This window comes from Leifsonia sp. NPDC077715, from assembly GCF_040686855.1.
GTDB lineage: Bacteria > Actinomycetota > Actinomycetes > Actinomycetales > Microbacteriaceae > Leifsonia.
Genome location: NZ_JBFBOG010000003.1, coordinates 14,840 through 35,101, shown reverse-complemented (window position 1 = coordinate 35,101; position 20,262 = coordinate 14,840). Strand labels below are relative to the sequence as shown.

At 69.4% G+C, this 20,262-nt stretch carries 21 protein-coding genes; 5 read left to right on the top strand and 16 right to left on the bottom strand.

The window, feature by feature from the left end:
- Positions 1-18 precede the first annotated feature (18 nt).
- Positions 19-882, top strand: coding sequence for an A/G-specific adenine glycosylase (locus tag AB0P25_RS13885; protein ID WP_363808112.1), 864 nt, complete (start codon positions 19-21; stop codon positions 880-882).
- Here AB0P25_RS13885 and AB0P25_RS13880 read toward each other — a convergent pair.
- The 4 genes from AB0P25_RS13880 to AB0P25_RS13865 all read right to left on the bottom strand — a co-directional run bounded on the left by AB0P25_RS13880 (position 867) and on the right by AB0P25_RS13865 (position 4,843).
- On the bottom strand, positions 867-1,166 hold the full coding sequence (locus tag AB0P25_RS13880; protein ID WP_363808111.1) for a YciI family protein: 300 nt from the start codon (positions 1,164-1,166) through the stop codon (positions 867-869). The two genes, AB0P25_RS13885 and AB0P25_RS13880, sit on opposite strands and share 16 nt — an antisense overlap.
- 38 nt (positions 1,167-1,204) lie before the next feature.
- Positions 1,205-1,648: a 30S ribosome-binding factor RbfA gene (rbfA, locus tag AB0P25_RS13875; protein WP_363808109.1), complete on the bottom strand. Its 444-nt coding sequence runs from the start codon at positions 1,646-1,648 to the stop codon at positions 1,205-1,207.
- Between the two features lie 58 nt (positions 1,649-1,706).
- Complete coding sequence (infB, locus tag AB0P25_RS13870) at positions 1,707-4,487, bottom strand: translation initiation factor IF-2 (RefSeq protein ID WP_363808108.1); 2,781 nt, start codon at positions 4,485-4,487, stop codon at positions 1,707-1,709.
- Between the two features lie 104 nt (positions 4,488-4,591).
- On the bottom strand, positions 4,592-4,843 hold the full coding sequence (locus AB0P25_RS13865) for a YlxR family protein (protein ID WP_082889096.1): 252 nt from the start codon (positions 4,841-4,843) through the stop codon (positions 4,592-4,594).
- A 138-nt stretch (positions 4,844-4,981) separates the two neighbouring features.
- Between AB0P25_RS13865 and AB0P25_RS13860 the strand changes: the two genes are divergently transcribed.
- Positions 4,982-7,426: a cell wall-binding repeat-containing protein gene (locus AB0P25_RS13860; protein ID WP_363808106.1), complete on the top strand. Its 2,445-nt coding sequence runs from the start codon at positions 4,982-4,984 to the stop codon at positions 7,424-7,426.
- Positions 7,427-7,441: 15 nt separating this feature from the next.
- Here AB0P25_RS13860 and nusA read toward each other — a convergent pair whose 3' ends face one another.
- Complete coding sequence (gene nusA, locus AB0P25_RS13855) at positions 7,442-8,449, bottom strand: transcription termination factor NusA (protein WP_064111469.1); 1,008 nt, start codon at positions 8,447-8,449, stop codon at positions 7,442-7,444.
- A 108-nt stretch (positions 8,450-8,557) separates the two neighbouring features.
- Between nusA and AB0P25_RS13850 the strand changes: the two genes are divergently transcribed.
- Positions 8,558-9,349, top strand: a complete 792-nt coding sequence (locus tag AB0P25_RS13850) for a DUF1206 domain-containing protein (RefSeq protein WP_363808102.1) — start codon at positions 8,558-8,560, stop codon at positions 9,347-9,349.
- Positions 9,350-9,370: 21 nt separating this feature from the next.
- On the opposite strand, the gene AB0P25_RS13845 is transcribed toward AB0P25_RS13850, so the two are convergent.
- The gene (locus AB0P25_RS13845; RefSeq protein WP_363808101.1) at positions 9,371-10,339 is read right to left on the bottom strand and encodes an aldo/keto reductase; all 969 of its coding nucleotides are present in this window, start codon (positions 10,337-10,339) and stop codon (positions 9,371-9,373) included.
- Positions 10,340-10,471: 132 nt separating this feature from the next.
- Between AB0P25_RS13845 and AB0P25_RS13840 the strand changes: the two genes are divergently transcribed.
- The gene (locus tag AB0P25_RS13840) at positions 10,472-10,969 is read left to right on the top strand and encodes a methylated-DNA--[protein]-cysteine S-methyltransferase (protein WP_363808099.1); all 498 of its coding nucleotides are present in this window, start codon (positions 10,472-10,474) and stop codon (positions 10,967-10,969) included.
- Complete coding sequence (locus tag AB0P25_RS13835; RefSeq protein ID WP_363808096.1) at positions 10,966-11,598, top strand: DNA-3-methyladenine glycosylase I; 633 nt, start codon at positions 10,966-10,968, stop codon at positions 11,596-11,598. The genes AB0P25_RS13840 and AB0P25_RS13835 overlap by 4 nt, the downstream gene beginning before the upstream one ends.
- A gap of 390 nt (positions 11,599-11,988) precedes the next feature.
- Here AB0P25_RS13835 and AB0P25_RS13830 read toward each other — a convergent pair whose 3' ends face one another.
- Genes AB0P25_RS13830 through atpB form a run of 10 tightly spaced genes read right to left on the bottom strand, consistent with a single transcriptional unit; the run spans position 11,989 to position 20,152 of the window.
- The gene (locus AB0P25_RS13830) at positions 11,989-12,798 is read right to left on the bottom strand and encodes a peroxide stress protein YaaA (protein WP_363808095.1); all 810 of its coding nucleotides are present in this window, start codon (positions 12,796-12,798) and stop codon (positions 11,989-11,991) included.
- Positions 12,799-13,356, bottom strand: a complete 558-nt coding sequence (locus AB0P25_RS13825; protein ID WP_363808093.1) for an ATP-binding protein — start codon at positions 13,354-13,356, stop codon at positions 12,799-12,801. It lies immediately after the preceding gene.
- Position 13,357: 1 nt separating this feature from the next.
- Positions 13,358-13,618: a F0F1 ATP synthase subunit epsilon gene (locus AB0P25_RS13820; protein ID WP_121259883.1), complete on the bottom strand. Its 261-nt coding sequence runs from the start codon at positions 13,616-13,618 to the stop codon at positions 13,358-13,360.
- A 2-nt stretch (positions 13,619-13,620) separates the two neighbouring features.
- Positions 13,621-15,081 carry a F0F1 ATP synthase subunit beta gene (gene atpD / locus AB0P25_RS13815; RefSeq protein WP_363808092.1) on the bottom strand — a complete coding sequence of 487 codons (1,461 nt, stop codon included), beginning with the start codon at positions 15,079-15,081 and terminating at the stop codon, positions 13,621-13,623.
- A gap of 25 nt (positions 15,082-15,106) precedes the next feature.
- Entirely contained in the window at positions 15,107-16,006 is a 900-nt protein-coding gene (locus tag AB0P25_RS13810) for a F0F1 ATP synthase subunit gamma (RefSeq protein ID WP_064111457.1), read from the bottom strand.
- A gap of 35 nt (positions 16,007-16,041) precedes the next feature.
- The gene (gene atpA, locus AB0P25_RS13805) at positions 16,042-17,679 is read right to left on the bottom strand and encodes a F0F1 ATP synthase subunit alpha (RefSeq protein WP_363808089.1); all 1,638 of its coding nucleotides are present in this window, start codon (positions 17,677-17,679) and stop codon (positions 16,042-16,044) included.
- A gap of 22 nt (positions 17,680-17,701) precedes the next feature.
- A complete protein-coding gene (locus AB0P25_RS13800) occupies positions 17,702-18,493 on the bottom strand; it encodes a F0F1 ATP synthase subunit delta (protein WP_363808088.1) in 792 nt (263 codons plus the stop codon).
- Positions 18,493-19,050 (bottom strand): F0F1 ATP synthase subunit B, encoded by a 558-nt coding sequence (locus AB0P25_RS13795; protein WP_363808087.1) that lies wholly within the window; start codon positions 19,048-19,050, stop codon positions 18,493-18,495. The genes AB0P25_RS13800 and AB0P25_RS13795 overlap by 1 nt, the downstream gene beginning before the upstream one ends.
- A gap of 31 nt (positions 19,051-19,081) precedes the next feature.
- Positions 19,082-19,303, bottom strand: coding sequence for an ATP synthase F0 subunit C (atpE, locus tag AB0P25_RS13790; RefSeq protein ID WP_064111451.1), 222 nt, complete (start codon positions 19,301-19,303; stop codon positions 19,082-19,084).
- A gap of 51 nt (positions 19,304-19,354) precedes the next feature.
- Positions 19,355-20,152, bottom strand: a complete 798-nt coding sequence (atpB, locus tag AB0P25_RS13785) for a F0F1 ATP synthase subunit A (RefSeq protein WP_363808085.1) — start codon at positions 20,150-20,152, stop codon at positions 19,355-19,357.
- Positions 20,153-20,262 lie beyond the last annotated feature (110 nt).

Sequence of the window (20,262 nt, the reverse complement as noted above, 5' to 3'; positions counted from 1 at the left end):
ACCGGTTAGCCTCGAAGCATGCACGACTTCGCCGGGACGGTGGTGGCCTGGTACCACGCCAATCGGCGCGATCTGCCGTGGCGGCGCGACGGCTTCACGCCGTGGGGAACACTGGTCAGCGAGTTCATGCTGCAGCAGACGCCGGTGAACCGGGTCATCCCGCGGCTCGAGGAGTGGCTGACCCGCTGGCCGACGCCGGCCGACCTCGCGGCTGTGCCGCCGGGCGAGGCGGTGCGCGCGTGGCAGTCGCTCGGCTACCCGCGCCGCGCCCTCTGGCTGCACGCCGCAGCGGTCGCCATCACCGAGCGGCACGGCGGGGTCGTGCCGGAGGATGTGGACGCGCTCCTCGCGCTGCCCGGGATCGGCGACTACACCGCCCGCGCGGTCGCGGCCTTCGCCTACGGTCACCGGCATCCCGTCGTGGACACCAACATCCGCCGCGTGATCGCCCGCGCCGTCGACGGCCAGGCCGAGCCCGGGCCGCCGTCGAAGCGCGACCTGGCCGCGATGGAGGCGCTGCTCCCGGAGGACCGGCCCGCCGCGGCCGCCTTCAACGCCGGGATGATGGAGCTCGGCGCGATCGTCTGCGTCGCCCGGACGCCGCGCTGCGACGCGTGCCCGCTCGCGGACACCTGCGCGTGGCGGCAGGCGGGTTACCCGGCCTATTACGGGCCGCGCAAGGCGGTGCAGAAGAAGTACGAGGGCAGCGACCGGCAGGTGCGCGGGCGCATCCTCGCGGAGCTGCGGGCGTCGCACATGCCGGTCACCGCGACCGAGCTGGAGGCCGTGTGGCCGGATGCCGCACAGCGCGACCGTGCACTCGCCGGACTCGTCGCGGACGGTCTGGCCGTCGCGGCCGAGGGCGGCTACACGCTCCCCTGATCGGGGAACACGAGCGGGTCCCAGTCGAGGATGCGGGAGCGGTACACGAGCCCTTCGGTGACGAACGGGTCGCCGTCGCGGAACCGCTCAGCGGCCTCCCGCGATCGGAAGACCGCCATGGACCCCTGGGTCATGGGCTCGCCGAAGGTCCCGATCATCATCACCTCGCCGCCCTTGGCGAACTCGTCGAGGTAGGCGCGATGTCGCGGGTACGCCTCGGCGATGCGCTGGAAGCGCTCGGGGGAGGCATCCGGATCGGGGTCGTAGAAGGAGACGGCGAACATGCCGTCAGCCTAGGACCGACCCCGACCCGGGCGGGAGGTCACTCCTCCTCGTCGGCCTCGTCGACCCGCGGCTTGACGTACGGGTCCTCGTCACCGGCGTAGCTCGCGCCCGCCGCGAGACCCGCCACCGTGGTGTCGCGCTCGCGCGCCTCCCGCAGCAGGTCCTCGATGTGCGCGGCGTTCTCCGGGATGGCGTCGAGCTGGAACTCCAGCGTCGGCGTCAGGCGCGCAGTGATGTTCTTGCCCACCTCGCTGCGCAGCATCCCGGTCGCCGCCTTGAGCGCGGCCGCCGAGTCCTCGCGCTCCTGCTCGGTGCCGTACACCGTGTAGAAGACGGTCGCGTGCTGCAGGTCGCCGGTCACCTGGACGTCCGTGATGGTCACGAAGCCCAGGCGCGGGTCGCGCAGGCCGCGATCGAGCCGCTTGGCGACGATCTCCTTGATCCTGTCCGCGAGCTTCCTCGCGCGTGCCGGATCGGCCATGATTCTCTCCCTTCAAGCACGATGGCCGGTCGCATCAGCCACCGGCCATCGTCCCGACTCACACGCGAGGCTTCTCGCGAAGCTCCGTCGTCTCGATCTCGTCGCCGACCTGGATGTCGTTGTACTTGCCGAGGCCGATACCGGCCTCGAAGTCCGTACGGACCTCCGTGACGTCGTCCTTGAACCGGCGCAGCGACTCGATGGCGAGGTTGTCCCCCACCACGACGCCGTCGCGGATGACGCGCGCCTTGGCGTTGCGCGTGATCGTTCCGGACCGGACGATGACACCGGCGATGTTGCCGAACTTGGAGGAGCGGAACACCTCGCGGATCTCGGCCACACCCGACTGGACCTCTTCGAACTCGGGCTTGAGCATGCCCTTGAGCGAGTTCTCGATGTCCTCGATGGCGTTGTAGATGACCGAGTAGAAGCGGACGTCCACACCCTCGCGGGCCGCACGCTCGCGCGCCTTCACGTCCGGGCGGACGTTGAAGCCGATCACGATCGCGTTGTCGATGGTCGCCAGGTCGATGTCCGACTCGGTGATCGCGCCGACGCCGCGGTGCAGGATGCGGAGGCTGACCGACTCGTCGACCTCGATCTTCATGAGCGACTCCTCCAGCGCCTCCACGGCACCGGACACGTCGCCCTTGATGATGAGGTTGAGCGCCTCGACCTTGCCCTCTTCCAGAGCGCGGGTGAAGTCCTCGAGCGAGATGCGCTTGCGGGCCTTCGCCAGCTGCGCGTTGCGCTCGGCGGCCTCGCGCTTCTCGGCGATCTGACGGGCGGTGCGGTCCTCCTCGGTGACGATGAACACGTCGCCGGCGCGCGGGACGCTGGAGAGACCCTGCACCTGGACCGGACGCGACGGGGCCGCCTCGAAGACGGCTTCGCCGTTCTCGTCGGCCATCGCACGCACACGGCCGTAGGCGGTGCCCGCCACGATCGCGTCGCCGACCCGGAGCGTTCCGGACTGGATGAGCACGGTCGCCACGGCGCCGCGGCCCTTGTCGAGCTTCGCCTCGATCGCGACACCACGCGCGTCCTTGTTCGGGTTCGCACGCAGGTCGAGACCGGCGTCGGCCGTGAGCAGCACGGCGTCGAGCAGGTCGTCGATGCCGATGTTGTTGCGGGCCGAGACGTCGACGAACAGGACGTCGCCGCCGTACTCCTCTGCCACGAGGCCGAACTCGGTGAGCTGCTGGCGCACCTTCGCCGGGTTGGCGTCGGGCTTGTCGATCTTGTTCACCGCGACCACGATCGGCACGCCGGCCGCCTGGGCGTGGTTCAGCGCCTCGATGGTCTGCGGCATGATGCCGTCGTCCGCCGCGACCACGAGGATCGCGATGTCGGTGACCTGCGCACCACGGGCACGCATGGCGGTGAACGCCTCGTGACCCGGGGTGTCGATGAAGGTGATGGCACGCTCGATGCCGTCGTGCTCCGTCCACACCTGGTACGCACCGATGTGCTGGGTGATGCCGCCGGCCTCACCGGCGACGACGTTGGCGTTGCGGATGGCGTCGAGGAGTCGCGTCTTACCGTGGTCGACGTGACCCATGACGGTCACGACCGGCGGACGGATCTCGAGGTCCTCGTCGGACTCGCCCTCGAGCTCGGCGTCGAGGTCGATGTCGAAGCCCTCCAGGAGCTCCTTGTCTTCGTCCTCGGGCGACACGACCTGGATCTTGTAGCCCAGCTCCTCGCCGAGCACCTCGAAGGTGGCCTCGTCGAGCGACTCGGTCGCGGTCGCCATCTCGCCCAGGTGGAAGAGGACGGTGACCAGCGACGCGGGGTTCGCGTCGATCTTGTCGGCGAAGTCGGAGATCGAGGAGCCGCGACGCAGCCGGATGACGGTGTCGCCGTTGCCGCGGGGTACGGTCACGCCGCCCAGCGACGGGGCCTCCCGCATCTCGAACTCTTGACGCTTCGCGCGCTTCGACTTGCGTGCCTTGCTCTTGCCGCCACCGCGGCCGAACGCACCGGCGGTACCGCCGCCGGGGCCACGGCCACGACCGCCGCCACCACCGGGACGCGGGCCGCCGAAGCCGCCGCCGGGACGCTGGAAGCCGCCGCCGGCTCCCGCACCTGCACCGCCACCGCTGCCGGGACGCTGCTGGAAGCCGGGACGACCGCCGCCGCCACCGCCCGGACGACCGGGACGGTTGCCGCCGCCCTGACCGGGCGCGCCGACACGCGGCGAGCCGGGGCGCGGCGGGGTCGGACGCGGGATGTTGCCGGGCGAGGGACGCTGGCCCATGCCCTGCGACGACGAGAACGGGTTGTTGCCCGGACGCGGCGGACGCTGGCCCATGCCCTGGTTGCTCGAGTAGGGGTTGTTGCCCGGGCGCGGAGCGCTCGGACGCGGGATGCTGCCGGCGCCGGGCCGCGGGCCCGCGGGCTTCGCGGTGTCGGGCGTGGAGGGCTTGCCCTGGCTCGACGAGCTCGGGGCGGACGTCTCCGCGGCCTTCTCGGCCGCCTTCTCGGCGGCGGCCTTCTCAGCCGCGGCCTGACGCTCGGCGACCGACATCGGCGCCTGCGGCTTGGGGCCTGCGGCGGTGTCGGACGAAGCGGACGTGCCGGACGCCTGCGGCGGGCGCGGCGCAGCCGGACGCGGCGCCTGCGACGGCGCCTTGGGCGCACCAGCGGTCGCCTTGTCGGCGGACGGCTTGGCACCCTCGGCCTCGAGGGCGGCACGCAGCTTGCGTGCTACCGGAGGCTCGATGCTCGAGGACGGTCCCTTGACGAACTCGCCCATCTCCTTGAGCTTCGCGAGCGCGACCTTGCTGTCGACGCCGAGTTCGCTCGCGACCTCGTGTACGCGTGGTTTTGCAGCCACAATTCTCCTGTCTGGGGGCCTACCCCGGACAGGGCAGGCGTTAGTAGCGGACGGTACTCATTTCGAGCCGCTCATCGGTTGTCACTCATGTGAAGTCAACTTCTTCAGCCTGTTCTAATGAATTGCGACCGGATGGCCGCGGTGTCGAGGGCTCCTTCGACGCGGAGCGCCCGGCCGAAGGCCCGGCGCTTGACCGCGAGGTCGAAGCACTCGGCTGTCGGATGAAGCCACGCGCCCCGTCCCGGCCGGGTGGCGGACGGGTCCGCCACGAGTTCCGATTCCTGGACGACGACCCTCAGAAGAGAGGACCGGGGAGCGCGAGAACGGCATCCGACGCACGTTCTGACGGGTTCCATCTTACTCCTCCCGGCGCGCTGCGCCGAACCTGACGGCGCCGGGCGCCCGTCCCAGGCTAGTCGTCCCCCGGCCGGTCCGCCGTGTGGGGGACTGGCAGTCGCCCGGCGATTGGTGGAGACTTCGCGCTGGGAGGGACCATGACCACTGATCGCGACGACGCGCATCCCGCAGGACGGCGCCTGCTCCACCTCACCCTGGCAGCGGCGCTGGCGGCGACAGCCCTCGCGGTCGTGCAGCCGGCGGTCGCACCCGCAGAGGCGGCGCCCATCGCGTGGAGCCAGTTCGGCAGCGGCCCATCGCACTACGGTGTCAACGCGGCGGAGACCCAGATCATTCCGTCGACCGTCAGCGGCCTCGCGCCACTGTTCACGGCGACGCTCCGCGGCGTCTCGGACGGGCCGCCCGTCGAGCAGCCGGGCGTCGCGACGGCGGGCGGAACGCGCGACCTGCTGTTCACGACCACCAAGGACGGCTGGATCACCGCCACCGACGCCCGGACGGGCGCAGAGGTGTGGGCCCACCAGAACGGTCCGGGCTCCTGCCGGATCAACAAGGGCACGAACGTCTGCTACACCACCTCCTCCCCCGCGATCGACCCGGGCGGCGCGTTCGTGTACAGCTACGGGCTCGACGGCAAGGTGCACAAGTACGCGACCGGCTCGGGCGCGGAGACGACGGGCGGCGGCTGGCCGCAGGTGGCGACCGTCAAGCCGTACGACGAGAAGAGCTCCCCGGCGCTCACCATCGTCAGCACCGGCGGCCACACCTATCTGTACGTCGCCAACGGCGGCTATCCCGGTGACCGGGGCGACTATCAGGGGCACGTCACGACCATCGACCTGGCCAGCGGATCCCAGAAGGTCTTCAACTCCCTCTGCAGCGACAAGACGGGCCACCTCGGGGCGGGCGGATGCGCGAACGTGCAGTCAGCGGTCTGGGCGCGCCCGAGCGTCGTGTGGGACCCGGGCACGCAGCGCATCCTGTTCGCCACCGGCAACTCGGTGTTCGACGGCTCCCGCAACTGGGGTGACACGGTGCTCGCCATCAACCCGGACGGGAGCGGAAGCAACGGCGGACCCGTCGACAGCTACACCCCGGCGAACTACGCGCAGCTCAACCAGCAGGACGCCGATCTCGGCAGCACGGCGCCGCAGGTCGTCGCCCCACCGGCCGAGTCCGACCTCTCGCACCTGGCCGTGCAGAGCGGGAAGGACGGCCGGATCCGGCTCCTGAACACCGCGAGGCTCGGGGGTGCGGGTCACGGCGCGACGGGCGGCGAGGTGCAGAACATCGCCGTGCCCCAAGGCGGCCAGGTGCTCACCCAGCCGGCGAACTGGGTCGACGGGTCGGGCACCTCGTGGGTCTTCATCGCCAACAACAGCGGTATCTCCGCGCTGAAGCTGACCTCGGTCGGAGGGAAGCCCGAGCTATCGCCGGCCTGGTCGCAGAACGTCGGCGGGACGACGCCGATCATCGCGGGCGGCGTGCTGTTCTACCTCTCCCACAACGGCGTCCGGGCACTGAACCCGGCCACCGGCGCCCAGCTCTGGACGGACGCCTCCGCCGGGGCGAGCGGGCTCCACTGGCAGAGCCCGATCGTCGTCAACGGCGCGCTGTACTTCACCGACGGCGGCGGCAAGCTGCGGGCGTACACGATCCCGCCGGGCGCGCAGAAGGTCGGGCGGCTGGCGGGCGACGACCGCTTCGGCACGAGCGCGGCCGTGTCGGCGGCGACCTTCGCGGCGAACGCACCGGTGGCGTACGTCGCGTCCGGACTGCAGTTCCCGGATGCGCTGTCCGGCTCCCCCGCCGCTGCGCGGGCACACGGGCCGGTGCTGCTCGTGCAACCGGGCGCCGTCCCCGCGAGCGTGCAGACGGAGTTGAAGCGGCTGCATCCGTCGAAGATCGTCGTGCTGGGCGGCGCGAACAGCGTGTCCGACGCGGTGGTGACGCAGCTGAAGGGCTTCACCAGCGGAGCGGTGACGCGGGTCAGCGGGTCGGACCGCTACGAGACGAGTGCCGCGGTGTCGCGGGCCACTGCGACGGTCGGAGCACAGGTCGCGTACGTGGTCTCGGGCCAGACGTTCCCGGACGCGCTGGCCGCCGGCGCCCTCGCAGCCCGAACGAGCGGAGCGCCGCTGCTGCTGACGGCCCAGGGATCCCTCCCGGCGCCGACCGCCACGGAGCTGAAGCGCGTCGCGCCGAAGTCGATCGTCGTGGTCGGCGGTCCCAACGCGGTGTCGGATGCGGTGCTCACGGCCCTGAGGGCGTACACGGCGGGATCGGTGACGCGGCTGAGCGGCAGCGACCGGTTCGAGTCGGCGGCTGCGGTCGCCAAGGCGTTCCCGGCCGGAACCGCGAACGCCTTCGTGGCATCGGGCCTCGACTTCCCCGATGCGCTGTCCGCCTCCGCCGCCGCGGGGCAGAAGGGTGCGCCGCTGCTGCTCACGCTTCCCGGCGCGGTCCCTGCACCGACGGGCTCGCAGTTGACGCGGCTCGGTCCGACCCACATCGCGCTGGTCGGCGGAACGAACGTGGTGTCGGACGCGGTCAAGACGGCGCTGGCGGCCTACGTGAAGTAGGCCGCCAGCGCGGAATCAGTCCCGATCGAGAATGGAATCGGGCTGGATGTCGATCTTCGCGCCCGTCAGCTTCGCGGCGAGGCGGGCGTTCTGGCCCTCCTTGCCGATCGCGAGGGAGAGCTGGTAGTCGGGGACGAGCGCCCGCACGGCCTTCAGCGACTCGTCGATGACGAAGGCGCTGGTGACCTTCGCGGGGCTCAGCGCGCTCGACACGAAGGTCGCGAGGTCGGGCGAGTAGTCGACGATGTCGATCTTCTCGTTGTTCAGCTCCGCGGTGACCGCGCGGACGCGCTGCCCGAGCTCGCCGATGCAGGCGCCCTTGGCGTTCACACCCGGCTCGGTCGCGCGCACCGCGATCTTCGTGCGGTGCCCGGCCTCGCGGGCGAGCGAGACGATCTCGACCACGCCGCTCGCGATCTCCGGGACCTCGAGCGCGAACAGCTTGCGGACGAGCGCCGGGTGCGTGCGCGACACAGTGATCGACGGACCCTTCGGGCCCTTCGTCACGCTCGTGACGTAGACGCGGATGCGCGAACCGTGCGTGTACTCCTCACCGGGCACCTGCTCCTCGGGCGGCAGGATGGCCTCCACCGTTCCGAGGTCGATGTGGATCATCCGCGGGTTCGGGCCCTGCTGGATGACACCGGCGACGATGTCGCCCTCACGGCCCCGGAACTCGCCGAGCACCGCGTCGTCCGCGATGTCGCGCAGGCGCTGGTTGATGACCTGCTTGGCCGCGAAGGCGGCGATGCGGCCGAAGTCGCTCGGGCTGTCCTCGGCCTCGCCGATGACGTTGCCCTCCTCGTCGCGCTCTGGCACGTAGACGGTGACATGCCCGGTCTTGCGGTCGAGGTGCACGCGCGCAGCCGGCGGCTGGTCGCTGTGACCGTGCCGGTGGTCGGCCTGGTTGGTGTGCTTCAGATATGCGGTAAGGATGGCCTGTTCGATGATCTGCACCAGCTCGTCGAACGGGATCTCCTTCTCGCGCTCCATGAGACGCAAGACGCTGAGGTCGATGTCCATGCCGGCCTCCTCTATTCAGATCTCGCCGCCGCGCGATGGCGCGGCGGACTCAGTCCTCCAGGGTACCCGAGATTCCGGAAGCCGTGTGAGCCGGGTACCGTGCACGGCATGACGTCCCCTACCCGAGCGGCCGCCCGAGTCGAGCGTCAGCCCGCCGTGCGCGTGCTGGCCCGCGTGGGGCTGTTCTCCATCGGCCTCCTCCACATTCTGATCGGGATCATCGCGCTGGCGGTCGCCGCCGGCGCAGGCGGCAACGCCGACCAGTCGGGTGCGCTCCAGGCGGTCGTGGCCGTGCCCGGCGGCCTGTTCGTCCTCTGGGTGGTGATCGTCGGCCTGATCTTCCTGTCGCTGTGGCAGATCCTCCAGGCGGTCACGGCGCACGGAGCGGGCGAGAAGGTCACGGAGGTGCTGAAGTGCGTCGTCTACGCCGCCCTCGCGGTGATCGCGATCTCGATCGCGCTCGGCGGCCGCAGCAACTCGTCCTCCTCCGAGAAGTCGAGCTCCGCCAAACTCCTGGGCATGCCGGGCGGCGTCTTCCTCCTCGCGGCCATCGGCGTCACCATCGCCATCGTCGGCGCGGTGTTCATCTTCAACGGCGTGACCCACCGCTTCGAGCGCGACCTGCGCCTCCCTCCGAACCGGTGGGCGTACATCACCACGACGCTCGGCCGGGTCGGCTACGTGGCGAAGGGCGTCGCGCTCATCATCGTCGGCGGCCTCGTCGTGTTCGGTGCGATCACCTCGGACCCGAGCAAGGCCGGCGGCCTCGACGGCAGCCTCAAGGCGCTGACCACGGTGCCGTTCGGGGTCTTCCTGCTGATCCTCATCGCCCTCGGGCTGATCGCCTACGGGCTGTTCTGGTGCGTCCGCGCGTTCGCGTCGCGGCTGAAGGAGCCGTGAGCGGCGCGTTCTCGTCGACGCTCAGGCGGGGGCGAAGATCTCCGAGATCGCGGCGACGTCCTCCTCGGTCGGGGTCCAGGCGGTCGCCGCTTCGGCGTTCGCCACGATCTGCTCCGGCTTGGTCGCCCCGGCGATCACGCTGGTGAGTCCCGGCTGCGCCAGCAGCCAGGCGAAGGTCGCCTCGAGCATCGTCACGCCGCGCTCGTCGCAGAACACCTGGAAACGATCCATGCGGTCCCAGGGCGCGTTGTCGAGCAGGTGCTTGCGCAGGTTCATGATGCGGCTGTCGGCCGGGCCGCCCTCGCGCGTGAACTTGCCGGTGAAGAGCCCGTTGTAGAGCGGGAAGTACGGCAGGAAACCGAGGCCGTACCGGTTCACCGCGGGCAGCACCTCCCGCTCGGCGTCGCGGGCGAGCAGGCTGTACTCGTTCTGGGCCGAGACGAACTTCGGGTGGCGGTTCAGCTCGGCGGTGAACTCGGCCTCCGCGATCTCCCAGCCCGCCAGGTTCGAGTGCCCGATGTACCGGATCTTGCCCTCGCGGATGAGGTCGTCCAGCGTCGCCAGCGTCTCCTCGATCGGCGTGATGCCGTCCGGCCGGTGCAGCTGATAGAGATCGATCCAGTCCGTCTGCAGGCGGCGGAGCGAGCTCTCGACCGCGAGTCGGATGTAGCGGCGTGACGCGCGGGCGTCCCAGTCGGGGCCGTTGACGCCGGCCATGTCCATCCCGAACTTGGTCGCCAGGACGATGCGATCGCGCTTGCCCTTGAGGGAGTTGCCCATCAGCGTTTCGGAGAGGCCGCGCTCCTTGCCGTAGATGTCGGCGGTGTCGAACAGCGTCACGCCCGCGTCGATCGCGGCGCCGATGACCGCATCCGTGCCCTCCTGCGTCTCGGTCAGGGTGTCCGTGCGGCCGAAGTTGTTGCAGCCGAGCCCGACGGTCGAGACGACGAGTCCGGAGCGGCCGAGGGTGCGGTATTCGATGTTCGCCATGCTCCGAGTCTAGGCACGCCACGAGGGCCCGCCCGGCGCGCGGAACCTGTCCACAGGGAGCGATGTTCGCGAGTTATCCCCCATGTCCGATTCTCGCGAGTGCACGTCGGCGGTGCGCCCTAGAGTCGACCCATGAGCAGTTCCTTCGCCTATCTCCTCCGCACGCCGAGCCCCATCGGACGGCTCGAACTCACCAGCGACGGCACGGCCGTGACGTCGCTCTCCATCGAACGCGCCGGGCGGCTGCCGCTCGAGGAGCACCCCGAGCGCAGCACGGCGGTGCTCGACGATGCGGCGGCGCAGCTCGCCGAGTACTTCGACGGTTCGCGCCGCGCGTTCGACGTGCCCGTGCGCCTGCAGGGTACGCCCTTCCGGCAGGCGGTCTGGGAGCAGCTGGCCGGCCTCGAGTTCGGCACGTTCGTCTCCTACGGCGAGCTGGGCGCCTCGCTCGGCCACGCCGGGTACGGCCGGGCCATCGGCGGCGCGGTCGGCGCCAACCCGGTGCCGATCATCGTCGGCTGCCACCGTGTGCTGTCCTCGAGCGGACGGGTGACCGGCTACAGCGGAGGCGACGGCATCCCGACGAAGATCTGGCTGCTCGAGCACGAGGGGATCATGCTGGCCGCATGAGCGCATCGACCGACGAAGCCGCCTCGCCCGCGAACACCGCCGAGGCGCCGCAGCGCACCGCCCTCGTGGTCGGCGCCGACGGCCTGGCCCGCTGCTCCTGGGCGGCGAGCGACCCCGAGTACCAGCGGTACCACGACGAGGAGTGGGGACGTCCCCAGCACGATCCGCGGGCGCTCTACGAGAAGCTGTGCCTGGAGGGGTTCCAGGCCGGCCTGTCGTGGATCACCATCCTGCGCCGTCGTCCGGCTTTCCGCGAAGACTTCCTGCACTTCAAGCCCGAGAAGGTGGCTGCGATGACGGAGTCCGATGTGGAGCGGCTGCTGCAGGATGCGCGGATCATCCGGCACCGGGGCAAGATCGAGGCGACCGTCGCCAACGCCCGGGCGGTGCTCGCGCTCGACGTGCCGCTCGAGGAGCTGATGTGGGGGTTCGCGCCCGAGCCGCGCGAGAGCCGGCGCCCGACCTCGTGGGGCGAGGTTCCGGCGGTCACGCCGGAGTCGACGGCGATGAGCAAGGAACTGCGGCGGCGCGGCTTCCGTTTCGTCGGGCCGACCACTATGTACGCGCTCATGCAGTCCACCGGGATGGTCGACGACCACTTCGAGGGCTGCTTCCGCGCCGGCGCGTAGCGCGGGCGCACGGCGCGCCCACACAGCGCAGGAGGGTAACCGAGAGAGTCGGGCCGACGGCGGAGGACTCCACCGCCGGATTCTCGCTGGTGAGGGCGATACCGCTCGTGCCCGACCGCAGGCGGATTCTTGGTGCCTCACACTCCGACAGGGAAACGACGCATGGGGATGACGCGCCGGCCTCCGCACATCGGCCCGACTTGTTGAGGTCGTAAGGTCTGCACACGTGCGCGCCTACGCCTCGGATCAGTGATCCTCTCTCTTGGTCGTGAGCTTATCTCACTTTTCATCACTGCACCACTGTGAGTTCGCGGTGAGTCGGAGTAATCGCAGAAGCGTCGCGGCCAGTGGGCCAGCAGGGATCGGGGGAGCTCTCGGCGCTCCGAACGCTCAGGCGCGCAGCGCCGCCATGAGACGGCCCGGAACGCCGCGCACCTCGGGAACGACGAGCAGCAGGTCGCGACTCGCGTCCCCTGCCGGGCGCAGTTCGTAGCCCTCCGCCTCCGCCCACTCCAGCAGTTCGCCTGTGGACCCGAAGTCCGCTCCGGCCTCGACGAGTGCGCGAGTCAGCAGCCCCTTGGCCTGCTTGTTGAAGTGGTTCAGCGCGCGCACCTGGCCGTCGTCGCCGCGAGCCAGCACGCGGACGTAGTGAGCGCCGTCGCGGTCCGGGAGCGGCGCGAGCGCGGCATACCCCTCCGACCGGAGATCGAGCAGGAGGTCGTCCCGATCGGCGAGCGCGGCGGCACCCGCGGCCGCCCAGCGCTTCTTGAGCGAAGCCGTCGCCCGCTGCGTCGACAGCCGCGAGTCGAACGACAGCCGGTATGCGGGGATGGGGTCTGCAGCCCCGACGATCCCGAACAGCGCCGACTGCACCGCCACCGACTCGGCGGCGGTCCGCCACTGCGCGTCGGTCAGCGACCCCGCATCCAGCGCGTCGTAGAGCACGCCGGTGTACCGCTCGAGCGCGCGCATGGTCGGCGCGGTCGGGACGGACCGGTTCCGCTCCACCTCGGCGGCCTGCTTGGGGCCGAGTTTGAGCGCCTTCACCGACGCCTCGCGGTCGGCGGACAGCTCCAGCAGTGCATCCATCACGTCCCGGCGCACGGGATGCAGCGCAGGGAAGCGCAGACGGTCGAGGGCGAGCGGCGACCCCGCTCCCCCGTCCCTCTTGGTCTCCGAGGGCGGGAGCAAGATGAGCACTCAGCCCGCCACGAAGTCCAGGGCGGCGTCGACGTTCTCGCCCAGCGGGGCCGACGTGTCGAGGGTGACGCGCGGGAGGGAGCCGCAGGCGCCCCGCCACTCGTCGTACTCCTCGGTGCTCTGCTCGACCGCGTAGGCCGCGACGAGGGGCGAGCGCTTGGACAGCCGATCCTCATGCAGCTCAGGGTCGGAGCACACCGTCTCGACGACCCGGAGCTTCACGTCGCACCGCTCCGCCAGGTCGCGCCACTGCAGGCGCGCCGGCTCCACGGCGTTGACGGCGTCGACGACGACCGAGTGACCCGAGAGCAGCACCTGCTCGGCCATCGTCTCGGCGACGAGGTAGGCCGCGAGCCCGGTCGGCTGGTCGGAGTCGATCCCCGCACGGAGGATCGACGCCTCGATCGGGTCCACCGAGATCACCGTGGCGCCGATGCGGCCGGCCAGGATCTCGGCGATCGTGGACTTGCCGGAACCAGGAAGCCCCGCCATCGCGACCAGCATCGGGACGCGGACGTCTCCGAACTGGCGCTCCAGCGGGGCTCCCGGTTCAGCCATGTCAGACCAGCTCGGCCTGACGGGCCACGATCGTGACCGTGTTGTTCTCGACGGACAGGAAGCCGTCGTCGGCGTTCGCCGCGATCGACTCTCCGCCGTTCAGGGTGACGCGCACCTCGCCCTCGGCGAGGATGGCCAGCAGCGGCTCGTGGCCGGGCAGGATACCGATCTGCCCCTCCACGGTCCGCGCGACGACCATGCTCGCCTCGCCCGACCACACCTCGTGGTCGGCGGCGACGACGCTCACGTTGAGGACAGCCATGATCAGCCGTTTTCCTTCTGGATCTGCGCCCACTTCTCCTCGACGTCGGAGATCGCACCGACGTTGAAGAAGGCCTGCTCGGCGACGTGGTCGAACTCGCCCTTGGCGATCGCGTCGAACGACTCGATGGTGTCCTTCAGCGGGACGGTCGAGCCCTCCACGCCGGTGAACTTCTTCGCCATGTAGGTGTTCTGCGAGAGGAACTGCTGGATGCGGCGCGCACGCGACACCGTGATCTTGTCCTCTTCGGAGAGCTCGTCGACACCGAGGATGGCGATGATCTCCTGCAGCTCCTTGTTCTTCTGGAGGATCTGCTTGACCGTGGTGGCCACGCGGTAGTGGTCCTCGCCCAGGTAACGGGGGTCGAGGATGCGCGAGGTCGAGGTCAGCGGGTCGACGGCCGGGTACAGACCCTTCGACGCGATCTCACGGGAGAGCTCGGTCGTGGCGTCGAGGTGCGCGAACGTGGTCGCCGGCGCCGGGTCGGTGTAGTCGTCGGCCGGCACGTAGATCGCCTGCAGCGAGGTGATCGAGTGACCACGGGTCGAGGTGATGCGCTCCTGGAGCTGACCCATCTCGTCGGCGAGGTTCGGCTGGTAGCCCACCGCGGACGGCATGCGGCCGAGCAGCGTCGACACCTCGGAACCCGCCTGGGTGAACCGGAAGATGTTGTCGATGAAGAGCAGCACGTCCTGGTTCTGCACGTCGCGGAAGTACTCCGCCATCGTCAGCGCCGACAGCGCGACGCGGAGACGCGTCCCCGGCGGCTCGTCCATCTGGCCGAAGACGAGCGCGGTCTTGTCGAAGACGCCCGCCTCCTCCATCTCGTGGATGAGGTCGTTGCCCTCACGGGTGCGCTCGCCGACACCGGCGAACACCGACACACCACCGTGGTCCTGCGCAACACGCTGGATCATCTCCTGGATGAGGACCGTCTTGCCGACGCCCGCACCACCGAAGAGGCCGATCTTGCCACCCTGCACGTACGGGGTGAGCAGGTCGATGACCTTGATGCCGGTCTCGAACAGCTGGGTCTTCGACTCGAGCTGGTCGAACGCCGGCGGGTTGCGGTGAATCGGCCAGCGCTCGGTGATCTCCACCTTCTCGCCCGGCTCGAGGTTCAGGATGTCACCGGTGACGTCGAACACCTTGCCCTTGGTCACGTCGCCCACGGGGACGGTGATCGGGGCGCCGGTGTCGCGCACCTCGCCGCCGCGGACCAGGCCGTCGGTCGGCTTCAGCGCGATGGCGCGGACCAGGTCGTCGCCGAGGTGCTGCGCGACCTCGAGGGTGATCTCGTTCGACTGGTCGCCGATCGTGATCGTGGTCTTCAGAGCGTTGTAGATGCCCGGGATCGCATCGTGCGGGAACTCGATGTCGACCACGGGGCCGGTGACGCGCGCGATGCGCCCGACGCCCGGCTGCGCGGTCGAAGCCTGGGCTTCGGCGGTAGCGGTAGTCATGATTTCTATCTCTCTCGTAGACGTTTTACTTGGCCGAGCTCAGCGCGTCCGCGCCGCCGACGATCTCGGAGATCTGCTGGGTGATCTCCGCCTGACGGGCGTTGTTCGCGAGACGCGTGTAGTCGGTGATGAGCTTGTCGGCGTTGTCGCTCGCGGCCTTCATCGCCTTCTGCGTGGCCGCGTGCTTGGAGGCGGCCGACTGCAGCATCGCGTTGAAGATGCGGCTCTCGATGTAGACGGGCAGCAGCGAGTCGAGAACGGTGCCCACGTCGGGCTCGAACTCGTACAGCGGCAGGACCTGCGTGCGGTCGGGCTCCTCGACACCCTCCACGACCTCCAGGGGAAGCAGGCGGACGACCTGCGGCTCCTGCGTCAGCATGCTGACGAAGCGGTTGTAGATGATGTGGATCTCGTCCACGCCGCCGTCGGAGGCGTCGCGCAGGAACGACTCGAGGATCGCGTCGGCGACCTCCTTCGCCTGCTCGAACTCCGGGGCGTCCGTGTTGCCGGTCCAGACCCGCTCGAACGCGCGGCGGCGGAAGCTGAAGTAGCCCTGCGCCTTGCGGCCGATGAGGAAGTACACGACCTCCTTGCCCTGGCTGCGCAGCAGCTCGGCGAGCTTCTCGGACTCCTTGAGGACGTTCGAGTTGAACGCGCCGGCGAGGCCGCGGTCCGACGAGAAGATGACGATCGCGGCGCGCTCGATCTTCTCCGGCTCGGTGGTCAGCACGTGGTCGACGTTCGAGTAGGTCGCCACCGCCGACACCGCGCGCGTGATCGCGCGGGCGTACGGCGAGCTGGCGGCCACCCGGGCCTGAGCCTTCTGGATGCGGGAGGCGGAGATCAGCTCCATCGCACGGGTGATCTTCTTGGTCGTCTGGGCAGATCTGATCTTCTGCCGGTAGACCCGAAGCTGTGCTCCCATGTGTCTCCTAAATACCTAGTCTCGTCAGGCCGCGCTCAGCGCTTGGCCTTGACGATGCGCTCCTGGTCGACGTCGCCCTCGTCGATGGCCTCGAACTCCTCGCGTCCGACCGAGGCGAGCGGCTTGCCCTCACCGGTCTGGAACTCGAGCTTGAACGCGTCCACCTCGGAGTCGAGCTTCGCGACCGTGTCGTCGTCGAGGACGTTGGTCTCGCGGAGGGTCGTCAGGATGTCGGTGTTGCGGCGCAGGTGGTCCAGCAGCTCCGACTCGAAGCGCAGGACGTCCTCCACGGCGACCTCGTCCAGCTTGCCGTTGGTGCCGGCCCAGATCGAGACGACCTGCTCCTCCACCGGGTACGGCGAGTACTGCGGCTGCTTCAGCAGCTCGGTGAGGCGCGCGCCACGGGCGAGCTGACGACGGCTGGCCGCGTCGAGGTCGGACGCGAACATCGCGAACGCCTCGAGCGAGCGGTACTGCGCGAGCTCGAGCTTGAGCGTGCCGGAGACCTTCTTGATCGACTTCACCTGCGCGTCGCCGCCGACGCGCGAGACCGAGATGCCGACGTCGACCGCGGGACGCTGGTTGGCGTTGAAGAGGTCGGACTGGAGGAAGATCTGGCCGTCGGTGATCGAGATCACGTTGGTCGGGATGTAGGCGGAGACGTCGTTCGCCTTGGTCTCGATGATCGGCAGACCGGTCATCGAGCCGGCGCCCAGCTCGTCGGAGAGCTTGGCGCAGCGCTCCAGCAGGCGGGAGTGCAGGTAGAAGACGTCGCCCGGGTAGGCCTCGCGTCCCGGCGGACGGCGGAGAAGGAGCGACACGGCGCGGTACGCCTCGGCCTGCTTGGACAGGTCGTCGAAGACGATGAGGACGTGCTTGCCGCCGTACATCCAGTGCTGGCCGATGGCCGAGCCGGTGTAGGGCGCGAGGTACTTGAAGCCCGCGGGGTCGGAGGCCGGGGCGGCGACGATGGTGGTGTACTCCATCGCGCCGGCGTCCTCGAGCGCGCCCTTCACCGAGGCGATGGTCGAGCCCTTCTGGCCGATCGCGACGTAGATGCAGCGGACCTGCTTGTTCTCGTCGCCCGACTCCCAGTTGGCCTTCTGGTTGATGATCGTGTCGATGGCGATGGCCGTCTTGCCGGTCTGGCGGTCGCCGATGATGAGCTGGCGCTGACCGCGGCCGACGGGGATCATGGCGTCGATGGCCTTGATGCCGGTCTGCAGCGGCTCGTGCACCGACTTGCGCTGCATGACGCCGGGGGCCTGGAGCTCGAGCTCGCGGCGGCCCTCGCTGGCGATCTCGCCGAGGCCGTCGATCGGGTTGCCCAGCGGGTCCACGACGCGGCCGAGGTAGCCGTCGCCGACGGGAACGGACAGGACCTCGCCGGTGCGGGTCACCTCCATGCCCTCGACGATGTCGTCGAACTCGCCGAGGACGACGACGCCGACCTCGTTCTCGTCGAGGTTCTGCGCGAGGCCGAGGGTGCCGTCCGCGAAGCGGATGAGCTCGTTCGCCATGACGCTCGGAAGGCCCTCGACGTGCGCGATGCCGTCGGAGGCGTCGATGACGTGGCCGACCTCGGTCGCCTCAGCGGCCGCCGGCTCGTACTTGGTGACGAAGTCCTTGAGCGCGTCGCGGATCTCGTCGGGGCTGATCTGGATGTCTGCCATTGTGATTCCTATCTTGAGGCGGTCAGCCCGCCAGCTGAAGCCGGAGTTCGGCCAGACGCGATGCGATGCTTCCGTCGATGACGTCGTCACCGATCTGTACGCGCAATCCGCCGATGATCGAGGGGTCGACGACCTGGTTGATCTTCAGGTCGCCGTAGGTGGCGCTGAGCACCGAGCGCAGGCGCTCGGCCTGGGCCTCGGGCAGCGGGGACGCGGCGTGGACCGTCGCGATGGTCTGCCCCTCCTGGGCCGCGACGATGCGCGCGGCCGTGCGGAGCGACTCCCGGATGCTGCGGCCGCGGGGCTGCTCGACGAGCTGCCGCACGATGGCGAGAGTCTCCTTCGACGCCCGTCCGGCGAGCAGGCGCTCGACCAGGGCGACCTTGGAGTCGGTGCCGGCGAGCTTGCTGCGGAGCGCGAGCTCGAGCTGCGCGTCGGAGGTCACGGCGCCTCCGAAGGTGAACAGCTCCGCCACGATGTCGACGTTCCGCGGCGCCGAGGCGGCGATCGCGCGGATCCCCAGCTCCTCGATCGCGGCGAGCAGGTCGTCGTGCGACGACCAGCGCTGCGCGACGACCACGCCGAGCAGCGTGACCGCCGGCTCCGACAGGGAGGCGAAGACGCGCTTCACGAGCGCGGCCTTGCCCTCCGGGTCGGCCGTGGGGTCGCTGAGGACCGCTCGGAGCTGGGCGGAGTCGGCGACGACTCGTCCTGCGGCGAACAGGTCCTCGGCCGTCGCCAGATCGGCCTTGGATCCCAGGTCGGCGAGAGCCGACACGGACCGGGCCAATGCTTCTCTGGTGGCGCTTCCCATCAGTTGCCCGATCCTGCCTTCTGCTCGTCGGCCTCGAGGTCCGCCAGGAAGCGGTCCACGATCGCCTGAGCGCGCTTGTCCTCGTCGAGCGACTCGCGCACGACGGTCGACGCGAGGTCGATCGCGAGCGAGCCGACCTCGCCCCGCAGCTGCACGAGCGCCGTCTGGCGCTCCGCCTCGAGCTGCGCCTGAGCCTGAGCGGTCACGCGAGCGGCCTCGGCCGTCGCGGTCTCGCGGGCCTCCGCGACGATCTTCTGACCGTCGGTGCGAGCCGTCTCGCGGATCTTCGCGGCCTCGGCGCGTGCCTCGGCGAGCTGGGCGGTGTACTGCTCCAGCAGGGCCTCGGCCTTGCGCTGTGCTTCGTCGGCCTTCTCGATGTTGCCTTCGATCGCCTCAGCACGCTCATCCAGCAGCTTCTTCATGCGCGGAAGCACGAGCTTCCAGAAGAAGAACAGGATGATGATGAAGCAGATCAGCGCACCGATGATGTCTGGCCACGCCGGGATGAGCGGGTTGTGCTGCTCCTCCGCGGCGGCGATCACCACACCGTTGAGCATGGTTCCTCCTTACCGAGGTAGAAAAGAGGGCTCAGACGAAGATGAAGTAGGTCGCGATACCGATGAAGGCGAGCGCCTCGGTGAACGCGATACCGATGTACATCAGGACCTGGAGACGGCCGGCCAGCTCGGGCTGACGGGCCACGCCCTCGATGGTCTTGCCGACGACGATGCCCACGCCGATGGCCGGGCCGATGGCGGCGAGGCCGTAACCGACGGTGGCGATGTTGCCGTTGATTGCAGCGATGTCCACGTTGTGTGTTTCCTTCCGTGATGGCGATCCGTGCGGGTGCGCGGATCGTTCTTAGTGTTCCTCGGCGACTGCCAGCTGGATGTAGACAGCGGTGAGCAGTGCGAAGACGTAGGCCTGCAGGACTGCGACCAGGATCTCGAAGAGCGTGAAGACGAACCCGAAGGCGAAGGTGCCGATGCCGAACAGCGCCCACAGGCCGCCGGCCTGGAAGAAGAAGAACGTGGTCGCGGTGAAGAAGAGCACCAGCAGGAGGTGCCCGACGACCATGTTCATCAGCAGTCGGAGGGTCAGCGTGATCGGGCGCAGGATGAAGGTCGAGACGAACTCGATCGGCGTCACGATGATGTAGAGGAACCACGGCACGCCCGGCGGGAAGAGCGCGTTCTTGAAGAAGTTCTTCGGGCTCTTCTTGATGCCGGCGTAGATGAAGGTCACGTAAGCGACGATCGCGAGCAGCAGCGGCACCGCGATCACCGAGGTGCCCGCGATGTTGAGGAACGGGATGATGCCGGTGATGTTGAAGAACAGCACCATGAAGAAGATGGTGGTCAGCAGCGGCAGGAACCGGCGGCCGTCCTTCTTGCCGAGCAGGTCTTCCGCGATGTTGACGCGGACGAAGTCGAGGCCCATCTCGACGACCGACTGGAAGCGGCCCGGGATGAGCTTCATGCGGCGGGTGCCGAGCCAGAAGATCAGGAGGAGCGCGATCGTCGCGAGCAGGCGCACGACGATGATGCGGTTGAACTCGAGGCCACCGATGGTGAACAGGGTCGGGGGGAAGAACTCGTTGATCGAGGGACCCTGGAAGCTTCCATCATCGGAGCTTGCGGCCTGGACCAGCAGGTTCACAGCGTTAGCTAACAGCGCTATCTCCTGTTTCGGGGCGTCGAGCTCATGGCTCTCGCGACGACGAACGGTGGGGAACCCGGCACTACTCGCACTACGGGTTGCTTCGCGCG